Source organism: Shimia sp. R9_1, from assembly GCF_017743775.1.
GTDB lineage: Bacteria > Pseudomonadota > Alphaproteobacteria > Rhodobacterales > Rhodobacteraceae > Shimia.
Genome location: NZ_JAGHRN010000006.1, coordinates 156,690 through 173,006, shown reverse-complemented (window position 1 = coordinate 173,006; position 16,317 = coordinate 156,690). Strand labels below are relative to the sequence as shown.

17 protein-coding genes are annotated in these 16,317 nt (G+C 60.7%); 1 reads left to right on the top strand and 16 read right to left on the bottom strand.

The window, feature by feature from the left end; genetic code table 11:
- Positions 1-9 precede the first annotated feature (9 nt).
- Together J7399_RS18055 and J7399_RS18050 are read right to left on the bottom strand one after the other, a co-directional pair.
- The gene (locus J7399_RS18055) at positions 10-633 is read right to left on the bottom strand and encodes a glutathione S-transferase (protein ID WP_209088441.1); all 624 of its coding nucleotides are present in this window, start codon (positions 631-633) and stop codon (positions 10-12) included.
- Between the two features lie 18 nt (positions 634-651).
- Entirely contained in the window at positions 652-1,128 is a 477-nt protein-coding gene (locus J7399_RS18050) for a nuclear transport factor 2 family protein (protein ID WP_209088438.1), read from the bottom strand.
- A 128-nt stretch (positions 1,129-1,256) separates the two neighbouring features.
- On the opposite strand from J7399_RS18050, the gene J7399_RS18045 reads away from it, so the two are divergent.
- Entirely contained in the window at positions 1,257-2,153 is an 897-nt protein-coding gene (locus tag J7399_RS18045; RefSeq protein ID WP_209088436.1) for a LysR family transcriptional regulator, read from the top strand.
- A 13-nt stretch (positions 2,154-2,166) separates the two neighbouring features.
- On the opposite strand, the gene J7399_RS18040 is transcribed toward J7399_RS18045, so the two are convergent.
- From J7399_RS18040 to ugpC, 14 genes are all read right to left on the bottom strand, one after another.
- Positions 2,167-2,862 carry an RraA family protein gene (locus J7399_RS18040; protein WP_209088433.1) on the bottom strand — a complete coding sequence of 232 codons (696 nt, stop codon included), beginning with the start codon at positions 2,860-2,862 and terminating at the stop codon, positions 2,167-2,169.
- Positions 2,859-3,554, bottom strand: coding sequence for an alpha/beta hydrolase (locus tag J7399_RS18035; protein ID WP_209088430.1), 696 nt, complete (start codon positions 3,552-3,554; stop codon positions 2,859-2,861). Before J7399_RS18035 ends, J7399_RS18040 begins: the two co-directional genes overlap by 4 nt.
- Positions 3,551-4,684, bottom strand: a complete 1,134-nt coding sequence (locus J7399_RS18030) for a cobalamin-independent methionine synthase II family protein (protein ID WP_209088427.1) — start codon at positions 4,682-4,684, stop codon at positions 3,551-3,553. Before J7399_RS18030 ends, J7399_RS18035 begins: the two co-directional genes overlap by 4 nt.
- 126 nt (positions 4,685-4,810) lie before the next feature.
- Entirely contained in the window at positions 4,811-5,770 is a 960-nt protein-coding gene (locus tag J7399_RS18025) for a cupin (protein WP_209088424.1), read from the bottom strand.
- Positions 5,771-5,936: 166 nt separating this feature from the next.
- The gene (locus tag J7399_RS18020; RefSeq protein WP_209088421.1) at positions 5,937-6,926 is read right to left on the bottom strand and encodes an ester cyclase; all 990 of its coding nucleotides are present in this window, start codon (positions 6,924-6,926) and stop codon (positions 5,937-5,939) included.
- Between the two features lie 6 nt (positions 6,927-6,932).
- Positions 6,933-7,973, bottom strand: coding sequence for a LacI family DNA-binding transcriptional regulator (locus J7399_RS18015; RefSeq protein ID WP_209088594.1), 1,041 nt, complete (start codon positions 7,971-7,973; stop codon positions 6,933-6,935).
- Positions 7,970-8,734 (bottom strand): SDR family oxidoreductase, encoded by a 765-nt coding sequence (locus J7399_RS18010; protein ID WP_209088418.1) that lies wholly within the window; start codon positions 8,732-8,734, stop codon positions 7,970-7,972. Before J7399_RS18010 ends, J7399_RS18015 begins: the two co-directional genes overlap by 4 nt.
- Entirely contained in the window at positions 8,734-9,783 is a 1,050-nt protein-coding gene (locus tag J7399_RS18005) for an ester cyclase (RefSeq protein ID WP_209088415.1), read from the bottom strand. Before J7399_RS18005 ends, J7399_RS18010 begins: the two co-directional genes overlap by 1 nt.
- A 63-nt stretch (positions 9,784-9,846) precedes the next feature.
- Positions 9,847-11,178 carry a histidinol dehydrogenase gene (gene hisD, locus J7399_RS18000; protein WP_209088412.1) on the bottom strand — a complete coding sequence of 444 codons (1,332 nt, stop codon included), beginning with the start codon at positions 11,176-11,178 and terminating at the stop codon, positions 9,847-9,849.
- A 78-nt stretch (positions 11,179-11,256) separates the two neighbouring features.
- The gene (locus J7399_RS17995) at positions 11,257-11,790 is read right to left on the bottom strand and encodes an ester cyclase (RefSeq protein ID WP_058239333.1); all 534 of its coding nucleotides are present in this window, start codon (positions 11,788-11,790) and stop codon (positions 11,257-11,259) included.
- Between the two features lie 126 nt (positions 11,791-11,916).
- Positions 11,917-12,801, bottom strand: coding sequence for a carbohydrate ABC transporter permease (locus J7399_RS17990; protein ID WP_058239334.1), 885 nt, complete (start codon positions 12,799-12,801; stop codon positions 11,917-11,919).
- The gene (locus J7399_RS17985; RefSeq protein WP_209088408.1) at positions 12,801-13,829 is read right to left on the bottom strand and encodes a sugar ABC transporter permease; all 1,029 of its coding nucleotides are present in this window, start codon (positions 13,827-13,829) and stop codon (positions 12,801-12,803) included. Before J7399_RS17985 ends, J7399_RS17990 begins: the two co-directional genes overlap by 1 nt.
- Before the next feature lie 79 nt (positions 13,830-13,908).
- Positions 13,909-15,144, bottom strand: coding sequence for an extracellular solute-binding protein (locus J7399_RS17980; protein WP_209065498.1), 1,236 nt, complete (start codon positions 15,142-15,144; stop codon positions 13,909-13,911).
- A gap of 80 nt (positions 15,145-15,224) precedes the next feature.
- Positions 15,225-16,274, bottom strand: coding sequence for a sn-glycerol-3-phosphate ABC transporter ATP-binding protein UgpC (gene ugpC, locus J7399_RS17975; RefSeq protein ID WP_209088405.1), 1,050 nt, complete (start codon positions 16,272-16,274; stop codon positions 15,225-15,227).
- Positions 16,275-16,317: the final 43 nt, after the last annotated feature.

The following is a 16,317-nucleotide window of genomic DNA, read 5'->3' as shown; positions in this document are numbered from 1 at the left end:
CCTGCTGGATTAGGCCAGTTCCGGGACCGGAGAAGCCACCATGCCGACAAAGTTCGGCTCGGCCTCAACACGCGCGATCCAGGCGCGCAGGTTGGGGTAGGGGGCGAGGTCGACGCCGCCTTCTGGTGCATGGGCGATGTAGCTGAAGCAGGCCACGTCGGCGGCGGTGATGACATCTGCGGCCAGCCAGTTGCGGTCTGCGAGGTGTGCTTCCATGACCTTAAAGAGCGCATGGGCCTTGGCGATGGCGGCCTCGTGATTGAGCGGCGCACCAAACAAGGTGACCAGACGCGCGGCACAGGGGCCGGAATAGACGTTGTCTGCGGCGATGGTCAGCCATCGCTGCACCTCGGCGGCCACTTTTGGATCGGCAGGCAGCCAGTCGCTGTCTGGCGCATAGGTTTTCACCAGATAGACAAGGATGGCGTTGGAATCCGCGAGAGTGTAGCCATCGTCCTCAATGGCCGGAACCAGACCAAAGGGGCTTATTTTCAGGAAATCCGGCGCCTTATGTGCGCCAGCGGCCATATCCAGATCGATGGTTTCATACGGCAGGCCCAGCAGGGCGAGCATCAGCTCGACCCGGTGGCAGTGGCCGGATTTTGGGGTGCGGTAGAGTTTGATCGGTTTCATATCGTGATCCTGTTGTGATTAGAGGCCAAGGTCGCTCAGGCCGGGGTGGTCGTCGGGGCGCCGGCCCAGAGGCCAGCGGAAGAGCCGCTCTTCTTCGGTGATCGGTTTTTCGTTGATGGAGGCATGGCGGTTGGCCATGTAGCCATTGTCGTCAAATTCCCAGTTCTCATTGCCGTAGGCGCGGAACCAGTTGCCGCTGTCATCGTGATATTCATAGGCGTAGCGCACCGCGATGCGGTTGTCGGTGTAGGCCCAGAGCTCCTTGATCAGGCGGTAGTCGAGCTCCTTGTCCCATTTGCGGGTCAGGAAGGCTTCGATCTCGGCCCGACCTTGCGGGAACTCGGCGCGGTTGCGCCACTTGCTGTCTGGCGTGTAGGCGAGCGCCACTTTGGCAGGGTTGCGGCCGTTCCAGCCGTCTTCGGCGAGGCGCACCTTTTCAATGGCTGTTTCCCGCGTAAACGGTGGCAGGGGCGCGCGGGGCGGTTCTTGAGACATGGCCAAATCCTTTGGTTGGAAATCTGCGTTTTATCGCTTGGCCAAGAGATAGATTGATCCGAAAATCGAATGAATATACGAAATATGAAAGTCATTATTTTAAAAAATGACCATATTGGAGCTGTGCCTTGGATCGTTTGCAAACCCTCGAAGTCTTTGTGGCTGTGGCAGAAGAAGAGAGCTTTGCCGGCGGGGCGCGGCGGCTGGGGTTGAGCGCACCTTCGGCAACGCGGGGGGTGAACACGCTGGAAGCACGCCTTGGGACGCCGTTGTTCACACGGAGCACGCGGCGGGTGCGATTGACCGAGGTGGGGCACACTTATCTGGAGGATGCGCGCCACATTCTGGCGCAGATGCAGGCGGCGGATGACGCGGCCACCGGGGCGGCGACCAATCCGGTCGGGCAGTTGCGGATCACCTGCCCAACGGAGTTTGGCCGGATTTATGTTGCACCGATCCTGACGGATTTTTTGGACCTCTTCCCGGCGGTCAGCGCTGATGTGCTGATGGTGGATCGGGTGGTGAATATGGTGGAGGAGGGCTTTGACCTTGCGGTGCGGATCGGAGATTTGCCCTCCTCCGGCCTGACGGCGGTGCGCGTGGGGCAGGTGCGGCGCATGGTGGTGGCTGCGCCGGAGTATCTGGCGCGTCACGGGATGCCGCAGACGCCCGCAGATCTGCCACAGCACCAGATCCTCACCGCAGCGCCGGTCAGCCCCACCACCGAATGGCGCTTTGGCCGCGACCTGCAGGACGGCGTAAAAATCAAGCCCCGCTTGACGTTAAGCAGTGTCGCCGCAGCAATTTCCGTGGCGCAAAGCGGGTGGGGGCTGTGCCGGGTGCTGTCCTATCAGGTGGCCGCTGATCTGCAGTCCGGAGCGCTGCAGGCCGTGCTGGAAGAGCATGAGCCCGCGCCGCTGCCGATCCATCTGGTGCATGCGGAAGGGCGGCGGGCTCCGGCAAAAATCCGGGCTTTCATTGATATGGCGCGGGACCGGCTGCGGGCGGTCCCGGGGTTGGCTTAGGGGCCCTCAGCGTTTAGGTGCGCGCGGCTTCAAAAGCCTGCCACGCGGCTTCAAACTTTTCAAAATCAAAGTCGTCGGCGCGGGCTGGTTCCAGCACCAGCTTTTCTGTGTCCAGAAGCTTCAGAATGGCGTCTTCCAGCATCGGCAATACCTCTTCGGGTATGGCCAGCGCGCCGTGGCGGTCTGCGTGGATGATGTCGCCGTCGTTCACCGTCATGCCAAAGATTTCCACGGTTGTGCCAACCTCGCGCACATGCACAAAAGCGTGGCTGGGGCCGATGGAGCCTGCGACCACGGGGAAGCCCTCCGGCAGGTCGCCAAGGTCACGCATCACCCCGTTGGTGAGCGCACCCGACACGCCTAAGCCTTTGTGAACCGTGGTGTTTATCTCTCCCCAGAACGCCCCAACCGCATCAGGGTAATCCAGATCTTCGACCACAGTCACCCGCGGAGACGGGCCTTCGGACATGTGTTTGTAGTACGCCATGCGGCGCGCGCGGATCACCTCGGGGGCTTCTTGAGGGGGTTCCTGTGCGGCAATTTTGGCGGTGCGGGCATAGCCGACCATGGCGCCTTCCTCAGGGGCGGAGCAGAGCATGGTGCCGCGGGTGAATTGGGCAAAGCCACGTTTGCCTTGGGCGACTTCGATGGCGTTGCAGACGGTGGGGGTGTCGACAGATTGCAGGAGCTTGAGCAGGGAGGGGGTCATAGGGTCTCCAACCAGGTTTTGAGCGCCGCGGTGGTGGCGTCGGGTTGTTCGAGGGTCGGCAGGTGACCTGCGTTTGGCAGCACTTTGAGCGTGCTGTTGGGCAGCAGGTCATGCATGAGTTCGTGGCGGGCAACGGGGCAGAGGCTGTCATCCTCGCCGCAGAGCGCCAGCGCGGGGCCGGTGAAAGATCTTAGCGTCTGAGACTGATCTGGCCGGTCGCGTAACGCGATGGATTGGTTGATAAAAACCTGATCCCCGAGGGCGGTGGCCATGTCCATGCAGAGATCGAGAATGGCCCCCTGATTGGGGCCATCGGTGAGGTAGTTGGGCTTCATTTCCTCGCGCATCACACGGCGCAGCTCGCCGCGCTTTACCGCCTCGATCTGCGGGCCGCGTTTGGCTTTCACCGCGTCCGCTTCGGCGAGTGGGTTGGTGTCCATCAAGGCGAGGCCCGCGACACGCTCGGGGGCCTGACGGGCGATCTCCATGGCGACGATGCCGCCCATGCTGAGGCCTGCCAGCGCGAAGCGGGGTGGGGCGTGGGCCAGCACCTCTTCGGCCAAGGCGGCCATGGTCTGGTGGTGCCCGATGGGCGCGACAGAGACCGTGCGCTGAGCGGAAAAGGCGGCGATCTGCGGCGCAAAAAGCCGTGCGTCACACATCATGCCGGGGAGGAAAACGAGCGGGGTCATGCCAGATCTGAGGCCAGTTTTGCACCCTCGCTGAGCGCAGAAAGTTTGGCGTAAGCGATGTCAGGATCGACCGCGCCGAAACCGGCAAACGTGCCAAAGCCACAGTCGCTTCCAGCGACCACACGTTCGGCCCCTACGATGTCACTAAAGCGTTGAAGCCTTTGGGAAACCAGTTCCGGATGCTCCACAAAATTGGTGGTTGTGTCGACCACGCCCGGCACCAGAACCTTGTCCTCCGGGATCTCGGATTTGCGGTCGCGGAACACGGTCCATTCATGCGCGTGGCGGGGGTTGGAGGTCTCAAAGAGCACATAGCGCGCTTTGGTGTCCATGAGCGTGGTGAAGACCTTGTCCATGCCAATGTCACAGCAGTGTGGCCCTTCGTAATTGCCCCAGCAGATGTGGACGCGGACGCGCTCTTGCGGGACGTCGCGCAGGGCGTGGTTCAGCGCCTCCACATGCAGGTTTGCGATCTGAACAAACTCATCGTCGCTGAGGTCGGTAAACAACATATGACGGGACAGGGCGAGGTCGGGGCAATCCAGTTGGAGATCGAGCCCGTGGGCGATGATGGTGTCGTATTCTTCTTTCATCGCATCGGCCAAAGCGGCGAGATAGGCCTCGCGATTCTTGTAAAAATCATTCTGCAAAAACAGCGAAACCACCCCCGGAGAGGCGGCATTCATGAAGCCCTGTTCGGCGCCATGGGTGGCCATGGCGGATTTCAGGTTGTTGATATCTTTGAGTAATTCGTCCTGTCCTTTGCTGCGGACTTCGCCAGTGCATTTGGGACGGGCGTATTGTGGAGTGCCGCCGCCATCCGCGAGACGCTTCAGAAAACTGGGGAACATTTTCAGATCCGCCGGGGCGTTGCGCTCGCTGTCGCCAGAAAAACCGGTGTAGCGGTCTTTGACATAGGTGGCGTAGGAAATTTTGCTGGTTTCCCCGTCACTTACGATGTCGACACCTGCCTCGACCTGTTTGCGCACGGTGGCGTCCACCGCAGCGGTCATGGCGGCGTCAAAAGCGGCGGGATCGTAGGGTGTTTCGTTCTCGCGTGCGAAGATGAAATCCACCACCTCCTGCGTGCGGGGTAGGCTGCCGACGTGGGTCGTTAAGATTTTGCTCATGGGCCAAAATTTCCTGTCGGTATCGCGTCGGTATCGCGGCTGTATTGCGGAGGTGCAATTTTCAGCGGCTGGCGTTAACTTTTGGGGGTGTTGCGCGGCGTACGTTGCGCCGCGCAGGGGGGCTTATTAACCTTTCCACGTCGCCCCGGCGGGATCGTTGGTGGCGGTGATGCGGTAAAGGCCGGCCTCGCCGGTCATGGATGGCGCGGCGCTGTAGCTCTCACCCGGCATGGCCACGGCGGTGTCCCCGGCGGAGAGGGTAACCTCCACGTCATCAATCTTGATGCGCCAGTGGCCGCTTGCGGGCATCAGCACCACGGGCTGATCGGTCTTGACCTGCTCTGTCACAGCAGAGCCACGGGTGAGGAAATCCACCTCAAAGCCGGGCTTGTCCTTGATCATGGCGTCCTTGCCAATCACTTTGGCGGGTTTCTTTGATCCCAGCGCCATCAGATCCCAATAGCGGGCGACGTATTTGCCAACCACATCCTCAACCGGCACTTCGGGGTAAGCTTTCAGCTCTTCCTCAGACAGCAGCGGCATGGGGCGCACATTATGGGGCAGCTCCTGACCTTTCTTGCTGTCATAGAGCACGCCGTTGTCGCCCAGCATCAGGCCGTGGGCCTGCGCGTCCTCGATCACCTGCGGGGCCCATGTGACGCCACCGCCCGCATCGTCGCCGCCAAGGATCGACATGATCATGCCGTAGTCCTGACCGACGTTTTCAAAGCCCCGGAAGATGCCTGTTGGAATGTTGAAGATGTCGCCTTCTTCAGCGATGAATTCACCGGCGGTGCCATAGCGGCCCCAGAAGAAGCGCCAGCGGCCTTTGGCCACAAAAAACACCTCGGCGGTGGTGTGGCTGTGCAGGGAGTTGCGGCATTTGGGCGGCTGGCCTGCCGCGCCGATGTTGAAGCCGATCTTGTCGGTGATGTGGACGTGCTGATCGGGGGATTCCGAGACACCGCCGCCGACGATGGTGAAGTTCTCTTTCTGGTCAGAGCCCGGTGTGTGGGCGTCGATGAAAGCGGTTTTGCAGGGTTGCAGCTCGCCGTAGCGGACGATGCGGGATTGGATGGTGCTCATGTTGTGTCTCCTTTGGATTGGGTGGGAATGTGAGGGGGTTCACATTCCCTGTCCGGGAGGACGGTTGTTCAAGCGCCGCGCGCGCAGAGAGGCGCGGTGTGCATGAAAGCGCCGCGCCGCCTGTGTGGCGTTGAGATATGAGTTTTGGGCCAGCACCAAGCGCGCCTTACAGCTCGCCGGTGTGCAGCAGGATCTGTTTCCAGACGGCGGTTTCGTCAAACAGAGTCCATTCGCGGCGCAGACGGATGTCGCCGCCGATGAGTTCGCCCCATTCGGCGTGGCTGATGCCGAGCACATAGAGATCGGCCCCTGTGGGTGCGCCAAGCGCGCCCCAGCCGTCGTGTTTGCCGTGCAGGCTCCAGCGGATCGCGGAGCGGGGCGGCATATTGGGATCGTCGCGGCCGATCTGGTGGTGGATGGTGAATTTCGCGGAGGGCAGGGAGGCGCGCAGGGACATCCAGAAGCGTTCGACCGGATCCCAGCTGTGGCCGGTAGCGCCGCCGGGATATTCGCTCTGCACGGCGCGATTATAGTGCCGTTTGATCGCCGCCATATCGGCATCCATCATCGAGGTCAGCAGATCGGCGTGGCGCTGGCCCCATGGGTTGTCGTTGCCGGTGCCTTTGTAAGGGCCGTCGATGTCATTGGCCGGGGTGAAAGGTTTCACGCAGGCTTCTGGGCCGCCTTCGCGGGCGATCAGATCACGCGCGAAATCCTTGGGATCCCAGCCCATCTGGCGCACCACCGCGCCGTTGTCGCGGATCAGCCATTCGTCATCAATGGCGTTATTCTTGGCGTGGCAATCGGCCAGAATGCGGTAGGTCAGCTTGCTGCCGGTGGCCTTGCCAAAGACACCATCGCCCAGATGGGTCGCGGTGGACATAATCCGGTGGCTGGAGAGCATGCCCTCCTCCGGTGTGCCGGACCAGATCACATCTTCGCCCAGCAATGTACGATCCGGAAATTCCGCGAGTGTCGCCATGGTGGCGCCAATCACGCCTGCGTTGCCGCGCGACACAGAGCCGGGCATGCGCACCGCCACATCCGGGGCGTAATAGTCATGCAAAGTAGCCATGCCGCGGTCTTCCCAAATCTCTTTGGTGATGCCGATGATGTAGTCGGGGAAGTCCTTAAACTTCGGGTCAAAGCCTTGCATGGCGGTTTATCCTTCTTGCGGGGGCCAATTGGCAGGCACACGGGCGGAGCCGCGCACGATCAGCGGGGCCGTTATGGAGACCTGACGGGGGGCTGCGCTGGCGGGATCTTCGATGTGGGCGAGCAGGGCGTCCACGGTTTCTGCCACCATCAGATTGGCGCGCTGGCGCATGGTGGTGAGGTCATAGGCCCGCCAGGCGGCGGGGGGCACATCGTCAAAGCCGACAACAGAGACATCTTCGGGGATCTTGAGATCAAGGCCAAAGCGCAGCTCGTCCATCACCGCGAAAGCCATGTGGTCATTGGCGACAAACACCGCGTCGGGGCGCTCGTTTGCGGGCACGTTGAACATGGCGTGGGCGGTCGCGCGGGTGTGGTCGGTGTCAAACTCGCCGCAGCCGCGGGCAAAGAGGCTCTGGCCCAGTTCTTCCAAACCGGCGCGGAAGCCCGCTTCGCGGTCGCGCTGTGTAGAGGCCCCTTCCCAACCGGCGATATAGGCGATTTTCTTATGCCCGCCAGCAACGAGGAACTGCGCAAGCTCGCGACCGCCGGCGAAGTTGTCTGAGGTCACGGAGCTGACGCCCTGGGTTTTCTCAAACCGGTTGAAATGCACCACCGGCACATTGGCCTGAATGCATTTCTGCGACAGTTTGGAGGACATGGCGACAGAGGCGGTGACGATGCCATCCACCTGATAATCCAGGATTTCCTGAACCACATCGTCGATGGGGCCTGCGGTTTGTGAGGCCATGAAAACCAGCACGTGGTAGCCTTTTTCCTGAAGCGCGTTGGAGAGAATTTCCAGCGTCTCCGGGTAAAAGTAATTGTCGAGATAGGCGACCACGAGGCCAATGATGCGGCTTTTGCCGGAGACCATGGCGCGGGCGAGCACGTTGGGGCGGTAGCCCAGCTCCTCAGCCGCCTTGCGCACTTTGTCCACGGTTTTCTGGCTCACCGAGGCACCGGGGGTGAAGACACGGCTGACCGCGGATTGGCTCACACCGGCACGTTCGGCCACTTGCAGGGAGGTGACTTTCTCCGCCATCAGTCTGCCGTCCAGCCGCCGTCGATCAGCATGGAGGTGCCGGTGACCAATGCGGAGGCGTCCGTGGCGAGATAGAGGACAGCGCCCATGATGTCCTCTACTTCGCCGATGCGCCCAAGTTTGATTTTCTCTTTGATCCAGGCGGCGCGCTCCGGGTTGTCAAAGGTCGATTGCGTGAGTGGTGTTCGGATGAAGGTTGGGCAGACGGTGTTGATGCGGATCTTGGACTGGCCCCATTCGATGGCCATGGCTTTGACCATGCCCTCAAGCCCGTGTTTAGAGGCGCAGTAGACCGCGCGGTCGATGCCGCCCACATGGCCCATCTGGCTGGAGATATGAATGATCGAGCCGGACTTGCCTGCCGCGACCATGGCCTTTGCGGCGTAGGCTGAGAGGAAATAGGCCGACCGCAGGTTCAGCCCCATAACGGCGTCGTAGTCTTCCGGTGTGGTCTCCATCGCGGGGCCGTGGCGCGCCAGACCGGCGGAGTTCACGACCACATCAAAGGCGCGTTCCGCCATCACGAGGGTAAGCGCCTCGAGATCGTTTTGATCCAGCGACAGCGCCTCGGCACTGTGGCCCGCTTCGGTGAGTGTGGTGACGGTGTCGTTGAGTTTGTCCACGCCGCGCGCGGCGCAGACCACATGCGCGCCTGCCTCAGCCAGCGCCACGGCGCAGCCCTGACCGATGCCGGAGGAGGCTCCGGTGACAAGCGCGGTCTTGCCAGCAAGGGAAAAGGACGGGGTGCGGGGCAGTTGGGTCATCAGGTCATTCCATCAGGCAGTGTCAGACGCGCAAGGCTGCGCGCTTTGTTGAATTCCCGCAAGCGGGCAAAGACATCAACACCCAACTGCCGGTAGATGTCGAGCAGATCGACGAGCACCCAGTTTTCGCGGATCTTGTCGCCTTCTACGCGCCAGAAATCGAGGCTGCGTAGGCTGATCTTCTTACCGGAGGGGGCGATCCCCATCCAGCCGTCCGCGCTGAGGCTTTGCATCATGTTGGGCCAGCCGGTGACGGCTGCATATTGGCCGTCGCCGAAGAAATGATGGGTAATCTCATCCTCATGCTGGCCGCGATCAGGCATGGCCTTAAGGAAAGGGATCTGGTGCCAGTTGCGAAAGCCGGAAATGCCGCGCGCAGTGCCAATGCCTGCCGGGCCATACCAGCTCATGCGCGGGTGCCAGAAGCGGTCAAGTTCCATCACGCGCGGGTTCGGATCTTTGGGATGTTTTACCAAAGCCGTCAGCATATCAAGGATCAGTTGGCAGCTTTGCGCGCTTTGCTCTGCATCATAGGGCCCTGCCACAATGCCATCACAGGTGGCGGGGCCGGGCACGCGCCATTCACGCCCCAGCGAGGGGGCCATTGGCCAGGCGCGGGCCTGCATCATCACTTCGGGGATGTCCCAGATCGCCTGTATCTCCACCACTTTGCCGTCTTCAAAACGGAAAAACTCGTGGTAGCGCATGGCGATCTGGTGGCCGGTGGGTGGGATGTTGAGCCACGGGGCGACAAACACGCCGGTGTAGTGACCGCCACAGCCGACCCAATCCTGACCAAAGGCATCTGCACCCGCCATGACAATGAAATCACGCCGCTCCAGATCGGGCACCGCCGCAAAGAGCGGCGCATAGGCCGCCTCATAAAGCGCCTCCGGTCCGGTCAGATCGCCAAACGGATGGCACAGGTGGACGTCCACATCCGGCGCACAGAGCTGCGCCAAGGCATTCTGCACTGTGGCCGCGTCAAAATCATAAGCCGCCTCACGAAACGCCTTGATCGCTGCCTTATGCCGGGTGTGTCTGTCCATTTTCCTCTTGCTCAAAATATCCCGGGTAGTCTGAGGGGCTGGCCCCTCAGTCCCAGAACTGCCTCACTCGGCGGCGTCGCGGTAAGGCGCGCCGGTGCCGTAAGGCACGTTGATACCGCCATAGCGGCGCACCCGCACGTTGCATTGCTCCGCATGGCCCACAAAGCCTTCGAGCATACAAAGGCGGGAGCCATATTCGCCGATCAGCGTGGCCGCCTCATCTGTGGTGACTTTCTGATAGCTGTGGGTTTTCAGATATTTACCCACCCAGAGACCGCCGGTATAGCGGCCCGCCTTTTTGGTGGGCAACGTGTGGTTGGTGCCGATTACTTTGTCGCCGTTGGAGACATTGGTGCGCGGGCCGAGGAACAGCGCGCCATAGCAGGTCATGTTCTCAAGGAACCAATCGTCGCGGTCGGTCATCACCTGAACATGCTCAGAGGCGATATCATCGGCCACTTCGAGCATTTCTTCATAGGTGTCACAGACAATCATCTCGCCGTATTCATCCCAGCTCACGCGCGCGGTGTCGGCGGTGGGCAGGATCTGCAAGATACGCTCGATCTCCACAAGGGTCTCTTCGGCGAGTTTCTTGCTGTTGGTGAGCAGCACACAGGGGCTGTTGTAACCGTGCTCTGCCTGACCCAGCAGGTCGGTGGCGCAGAGTTCGGCGTCTGCCGCAGTTTCATCTGCAATCACCATGGTCTCGGTTGGGCCGGCAAAGAGGTCGATGCCGACGCGGCCAAAGAGCTGGCGCTTGGCTTCGGCCACAAAGGCGTTGCCGGGGCCAACCAGCATATGCACCGGATCAATCGTCTCGGTGCCAATCGCCATGGCACCAATCGCCTGAATGCCGCCCATCACATAGATCTCATGGGCGCCGCCCAGATGCATGGCGGCAATCACGGCGGCGTTGGGTTTGCCCTGAAACGGCGGGGTGCAGGCGATGATGCGCGGCACGCCAGCCACAGAGGCGGTGGCCACGGACATATGCGCCGATGCCACCATGGGGAATTTGCCGCCGGGCACATAGCAGCCCACGGATTGCACCGGGATGTTTTTATGGCCGAGGATCACGCCGGGCATGGTTTCCACTTCGATGTCCAGCATCGAGTCCCGCTGGGCCTGGGCAAAGTTGCGCACTTGCTCCTGGGCAAATTTGATGTCGGCCAGCTCGCGTTCGGTCAGCGAGGCGATCAGCGCGTCGATTTCCTCCTGGCTCAGGCGGAAAGAGGCCGGGGAATAATTGTCAAATTTCTCAGACAGTTCCCGCACGGCGGCGTCGCCGCGGGTTTCAATGTCTTTGAGCGTGGCTTCGACCACGGCGCGGGTTTTGGCATCGTCTTCGGCACGTTCTGCTTGGTCTTTGCCGCGTTTCAGATACTCGATGGTCATCTCGGTGTCTCCCGCCCCGCAGGATCGGCGGGGCCTCATTCATAGAGTTGGGTCCCGGACTTGCGCCCGGGACATGGTTTATTTTGCCTCTGGACGGGGCGCTTCTTTTTCACCGCGGTCATAGGCTTCCCAGCCTTCGCCGTTGAAGATGTCGACCCCCAGCTGGGCGGCCACATGGGCGAAATCGACGTTTACCCAGTTGTCGACAATCTTGCCGTCCACAACTTTCCAGAAATCCATATAACGGATTTCAACGCGTTTGCCGGTGGGGGCAATGCCGAGGAATTCGCCGGAGTGGGTGGCTTCCTGACGGCCAAAGGCCGCGGCCCATTCGCCCATATAAAGTCGCGCCTCGTCGATGCAGGTTTTGTCAGAAAACGCCGCCTGGAAGGGGCGTTGCCAGTTGTCTTGGAATTCCTTGAGGCCGGTTTTGGTGCCGCAGCCCTGGTTCCCCATCCAGCGGAAGCCTTGGGTGAAGAATTCGCCGATATCGTCGATGCGGTGGTCGTTGAGACCATCCACCATGGTTTCGATCACGCGACGGGTGTCTTCGGTTTTGCTCATATCCGTGTCACGGGTCAGAACGGCTTGTTCGGGGCGAGAACCTTTCATGGTCAGTCTCCTAGTAGAATGCGTTGTTTGTTTTGAGTTGGGCGTAAGAAGCCCCACTCAAAAAATCACGGGGCATCCTGTTGAGCGCAGGGTGGCGCGCCATGGCGCTGTGGCGGGCGGTGGCGCTCATCCTTTCACCGCCCCTGCGGTCAGGCCCGAAACGATCTGGCGCTGGAAGAACATCACCAGCACAAAGAGCGGTGCGGTGGCGGAGACCACGGAGGCAACAGCAAACATCACGTTGCCCTCTTCCTGCGTGGAGCCAAGGAAGCCGTAGATCGCAGGCACCATGGTGCGGTTCTCTTCGCTGAGCAGCATCGAGGTGACGGAGAAGTCATTGTAGGCCAGTAGGAAGGAGAAGAGGCCGGTGGTAATGACGCCGGGCCACATCACCGGGATGATCACATGGCGGAAGGCCTGGAACTGGTTGCAGCCGTCGACCTTGGCGCTTTCATCGAGATCCTTGGGGATGTTCAGGAAGAAGGAATGCAGCATCCAGAGCGTGAAGGGCTGGTTGATCGCCACAAGTACGATGATCGCGGTGGGGATATGGCCCCAGAGGTTCCATTCAAAGAAGGGCAGCAGGTAGCCCGAAACCAAGGTGATGTGCGGCATGGCGCGAAACACCAGTGCGATCATCAAAAGCCAGAAGGAATAGTTGTGGCCTGAACGCGCCAGCGCATAGCCGCCCAAAGTGCCAAAGGTCAGCGAGATGACAACGGTGAAGAACACAATGATGAAAGTGTTGATCGCCGCGCGCCAGAACTCTTCCTGCACCCAAGCGCCTTCATAGCCTTTGCCGGTGAAGGTGCCGCCGGTTTCAATCAGCGTGCGCGTGCCGGTGAGGGCCTGAGTCCAGTCCGCCTTGGAGAAGAAATCGCCCTGCACTTTGAAGGAGCCCCAGAGGGTCCAGAGGAAGGGGAAGGAGGCGACAATCACCCAGAGCAGCACGAAGGCTGAGGAGATCACAATCAGGCTGCGGGAGGAGCGGTTTGCAATGGTGGAGGACATCAGACAGCCTTTCCTTTGAAGTCGCGCCATGTGCGCACCAGCACAGGGGCAAGCAGGATGGTGACCCCGATCACGGTCAGCACCGAGGTGGCGGCGGCGGAGTTGAAGCGGGTGATGTCGCTGCGCATATCCGCAAAGATGATGTAGGAGAGCGAGGGCGCATTAGCCTGGGCTGAGAAGCCCACCACCGGTTCAAACACCCTGAAATTGTCCATCAGCTGCATCAGGGAGATAAACACCGCCAGCGGCATCAGATGGGGGATCACCACATAGCGGATCTGTTGCCATTTGGTGGCCCCGTCGATCATGGCAGCTTCAAGAGAGTCGCTGTTCACGGTCTGAAGCCCTGCGTAGAAGACCACAAAGGCAAAGGGCGCGCCGCTCCAGATGCCGTAGACGATGAGGGTGATCCATGTGAGTGGTGGAGAGGCTTTCAGCGAGAGTTCCGGATCATCAAAGATCCATTGCAGGGATTTGCCGATCACCCCTTGGGCGTCGATCATCCAGAACAGGATCAGCGAGCCGATCAGCGGCGTGATGATCATCGGCAGCAGGGAGACAAAGATTGTCGGACCTTTGAGCGCAGGTGTGAGGCGGTTCACCCCCAGCGCGATCAGCAGGCCGAGCACGATCACCATCGGCGTGACCACAAAGGTGTAGGTCAGCGTGAAGGCCAGCGCCTTGTAAAACGGCAGATTATAGAGCTCGGCGAAGAAGTCTCCGAGACTTTCGCGATTGGCCCAGGCCTCGGCAACTTCCGAGCTGGCGAGGTGGCCGCGGTCAAAATAGGTGGCAAGGCCCGCAAAACGCCCAAGCGGCTGCTCGGCGCGCAATTTGGCGGTGGCCTCAGTGTCGACAGAGCTTTCCTGCGTACAGCCGAAGGGGCCGCAGTTTTCGGTCACAACAAGGACCTGCTCATGTTCGATGTGCATGGACTGGACAACCACTGACACCAGCGGCAGCGCAATGAAGAGGATCATCGCCGCAAGGCTGGGCAGAATGAACCAGAGGAAGGTTTTATGGCGCATGTCAGATCGTCCCGTTCACGAAGGGCCAGGGGCGGCAGAACCGGAGGGGAGGGGGCCGGTTCTGCCAAGGGATGGCTTCTTACTGAAGGAAGCCTTTTTCTTTGGCTGCGGAGACATAGGCTGCCTCAACATCGGCCAGAGCCTGCTCAGCAGATTCAGAGCCTTGCAGGAACTCGGAGAGTTCTGCGCCAAGGGCGGAGTGCATCAGACCCATGAAAGGGATCATCGGGTAAGGCTTGGTGCCGCCGGTGGCGGTTGCCAGAACACCCGCGGAGGCCGCAGAGGGCTGATAGCCTTCGACAAGCCAGACGGCTGCGTCGTTGTTGGCTTTCACATTCTCTTGGCTGATGCCGTTGAGCATGGCGACAAAGCTGGCTTCGGCGTCTTCATCACTCACGTTGGCAGCGATGGCAAAGCCGTCCCACCACAGGGAAGAGGCAGGTGTGCTGCCACCGCCAACGGTGGGGGAGGAAACCAGCACGGTGTTGCTGACGATCTCGTCGGTGGAGCCTTCCGCATCAAGAATACCGGTGCCGCGCGAGCCCCAGAGGTGCGCAATCGCCAGATCGCCCGCTTCCCAGGAGGCCTGAACCGCGTTGGAATCAAAGGTCAGGAAATCTGGGTTGGACTGCTCGGTCAGCGACTTGAGCATGTTGAGCGCGGCCACGCCGGTTTCGTTGTTCACATTCGGCTCTGCGGTGCCGGGCTTGAAGAACTCGCCGCCAAAGCCGAGGTACATGTTCACAAACTCTTCGCCGAGGTTCCAGCCGGTCTGGCTGGTGGTGGCGAAGGGGTGTTCCATCAGGCCTGCGGCTTTGATGGCTTCGCTTGCGGCCACAACATCCTCATAGGTGGTGGGCACTTCGACACCGGCTTTCTCAAGGATGTCGGTGCGCACAAACAGGTGCTGGGCATTGGCCATAAACGCCACCGCCATCACCTTGCCATCAACAGTGATCAGCTGGTTCTTGGAAATGTTCTGGCCGTGTTTGGCAATCAGATCATCCAGCGGGCGGATCAGGCCTTCGCCGATCAGCGGCACGATGGCGGCGTTGGTGGTGACCACGGTGGAATATTGCGCCGGATTTGCGGTCAGCGCGGCGATCTGCAGATCGCGGTAATCTTTGTTGAGGTTGCTCTCAACGGTCACGCCGTCACCGGCGCATTGCTTGGCGCCTTCGGCAACCGCCTGAATGGCGGCAAAGTCATTGCCCAGAATGCTGACGTTGCCGGAGGTCACGCCGCAGCCCGCATAAGCGGTGGTTCCCATGAACACGGCCGCTGCGCCGAGCATTGAAAGTTTCATCATAGACATTTGTGTCTCCCTGTTTTGGTCAATTGGGGCGCTTTCACCCCGGTTGGCCTTGGCCGCTTATGCGAAGGCAGAACGCTGGGTTAAGATCCCAGTCTTGCGCCATCTTCTGCGTTGAAGAGGTGGCAGATTTCAGTCGGGATGCTGAGGGAGACCAGATCGCCGATTTCGGCGCGGTAGGTCTTGTCAGCTTTCACGGAAACCAGTGCATCCCCGACACGCACGGAGATCATCGTGGCATCGCCAAGAAGCTCCAGCGTGTAGATGGGGGCGGTGATCTGGCCTTTGCCTTCGGCAACAGCGGCATCCTCTGCGCGGAAGCCGAGGGTTAGTGGGCCATCAGGGGCATCAATGCCGGAAATTTCCACATTTTGCGCGCGGAACACGCCGCCTGTGACCGCGCCATCCATCAGGTTCATGGCTGGAGAGCCGATGAAGCTGGCCACAAAGGTGTTGGCAGGGCGGTCATAGATTTCGGTCGGAGAACCAACCTGCTGCACCACGCCTTTTTTCATCACCACAACGCGGTCCGCCAGTGTCATCGCTTCGATCTGGTCGTGGGTCACATAGATGGTGGTGGCCTGAAGATCATGGCTCAGGTTTTTGATCTGGGCCCGGGTGGAGACCCGCAGCTTGGCATCCAGGTTGGAGAGCGGCTCGTCCATCAGGAAGACTTTGGGCTTGCGCACAATGGCGCGCGCCAAGGCCACGCGCTGACGTTGGCCGCCGGAGAGTTCCGCCGGTTTGCGGTGCAAGAACTCGCCCAGCTCCACGCGCTCTGCGGCCTGCATGACGCGCTCATGGTGGGTGGCCGGATCAATGCCGCGCACCTTCAGCGGAAAGCGGATGTTTTCATAGACGTTCATGTTCGGGTAAAGCGCGTAGCTTTGAAACACCATGGCCACGTCGCGGTCTTTGGGCTCGAGCTCGTTCACGACGGTGTCGTCGATGCGGATTTCCCCTTCGGTGACATCCTCAAGCCCGGCGATCATGCGCATGGTGGTGGTTTTGCCGCAGCCGGAGGGCCCGAGCAGCACAAGGAACTCTTTGTCGGCGATGGTGAGGTCGAAGTTGTGAACACCCACAAAAGTGCCCCAACGCTTGCCCACATTGCGAAGCTGAATTTCGGCCATTTTGGTCCCCCGAGCAGCATCCGGTTGATCCGGGTGCGTTTTG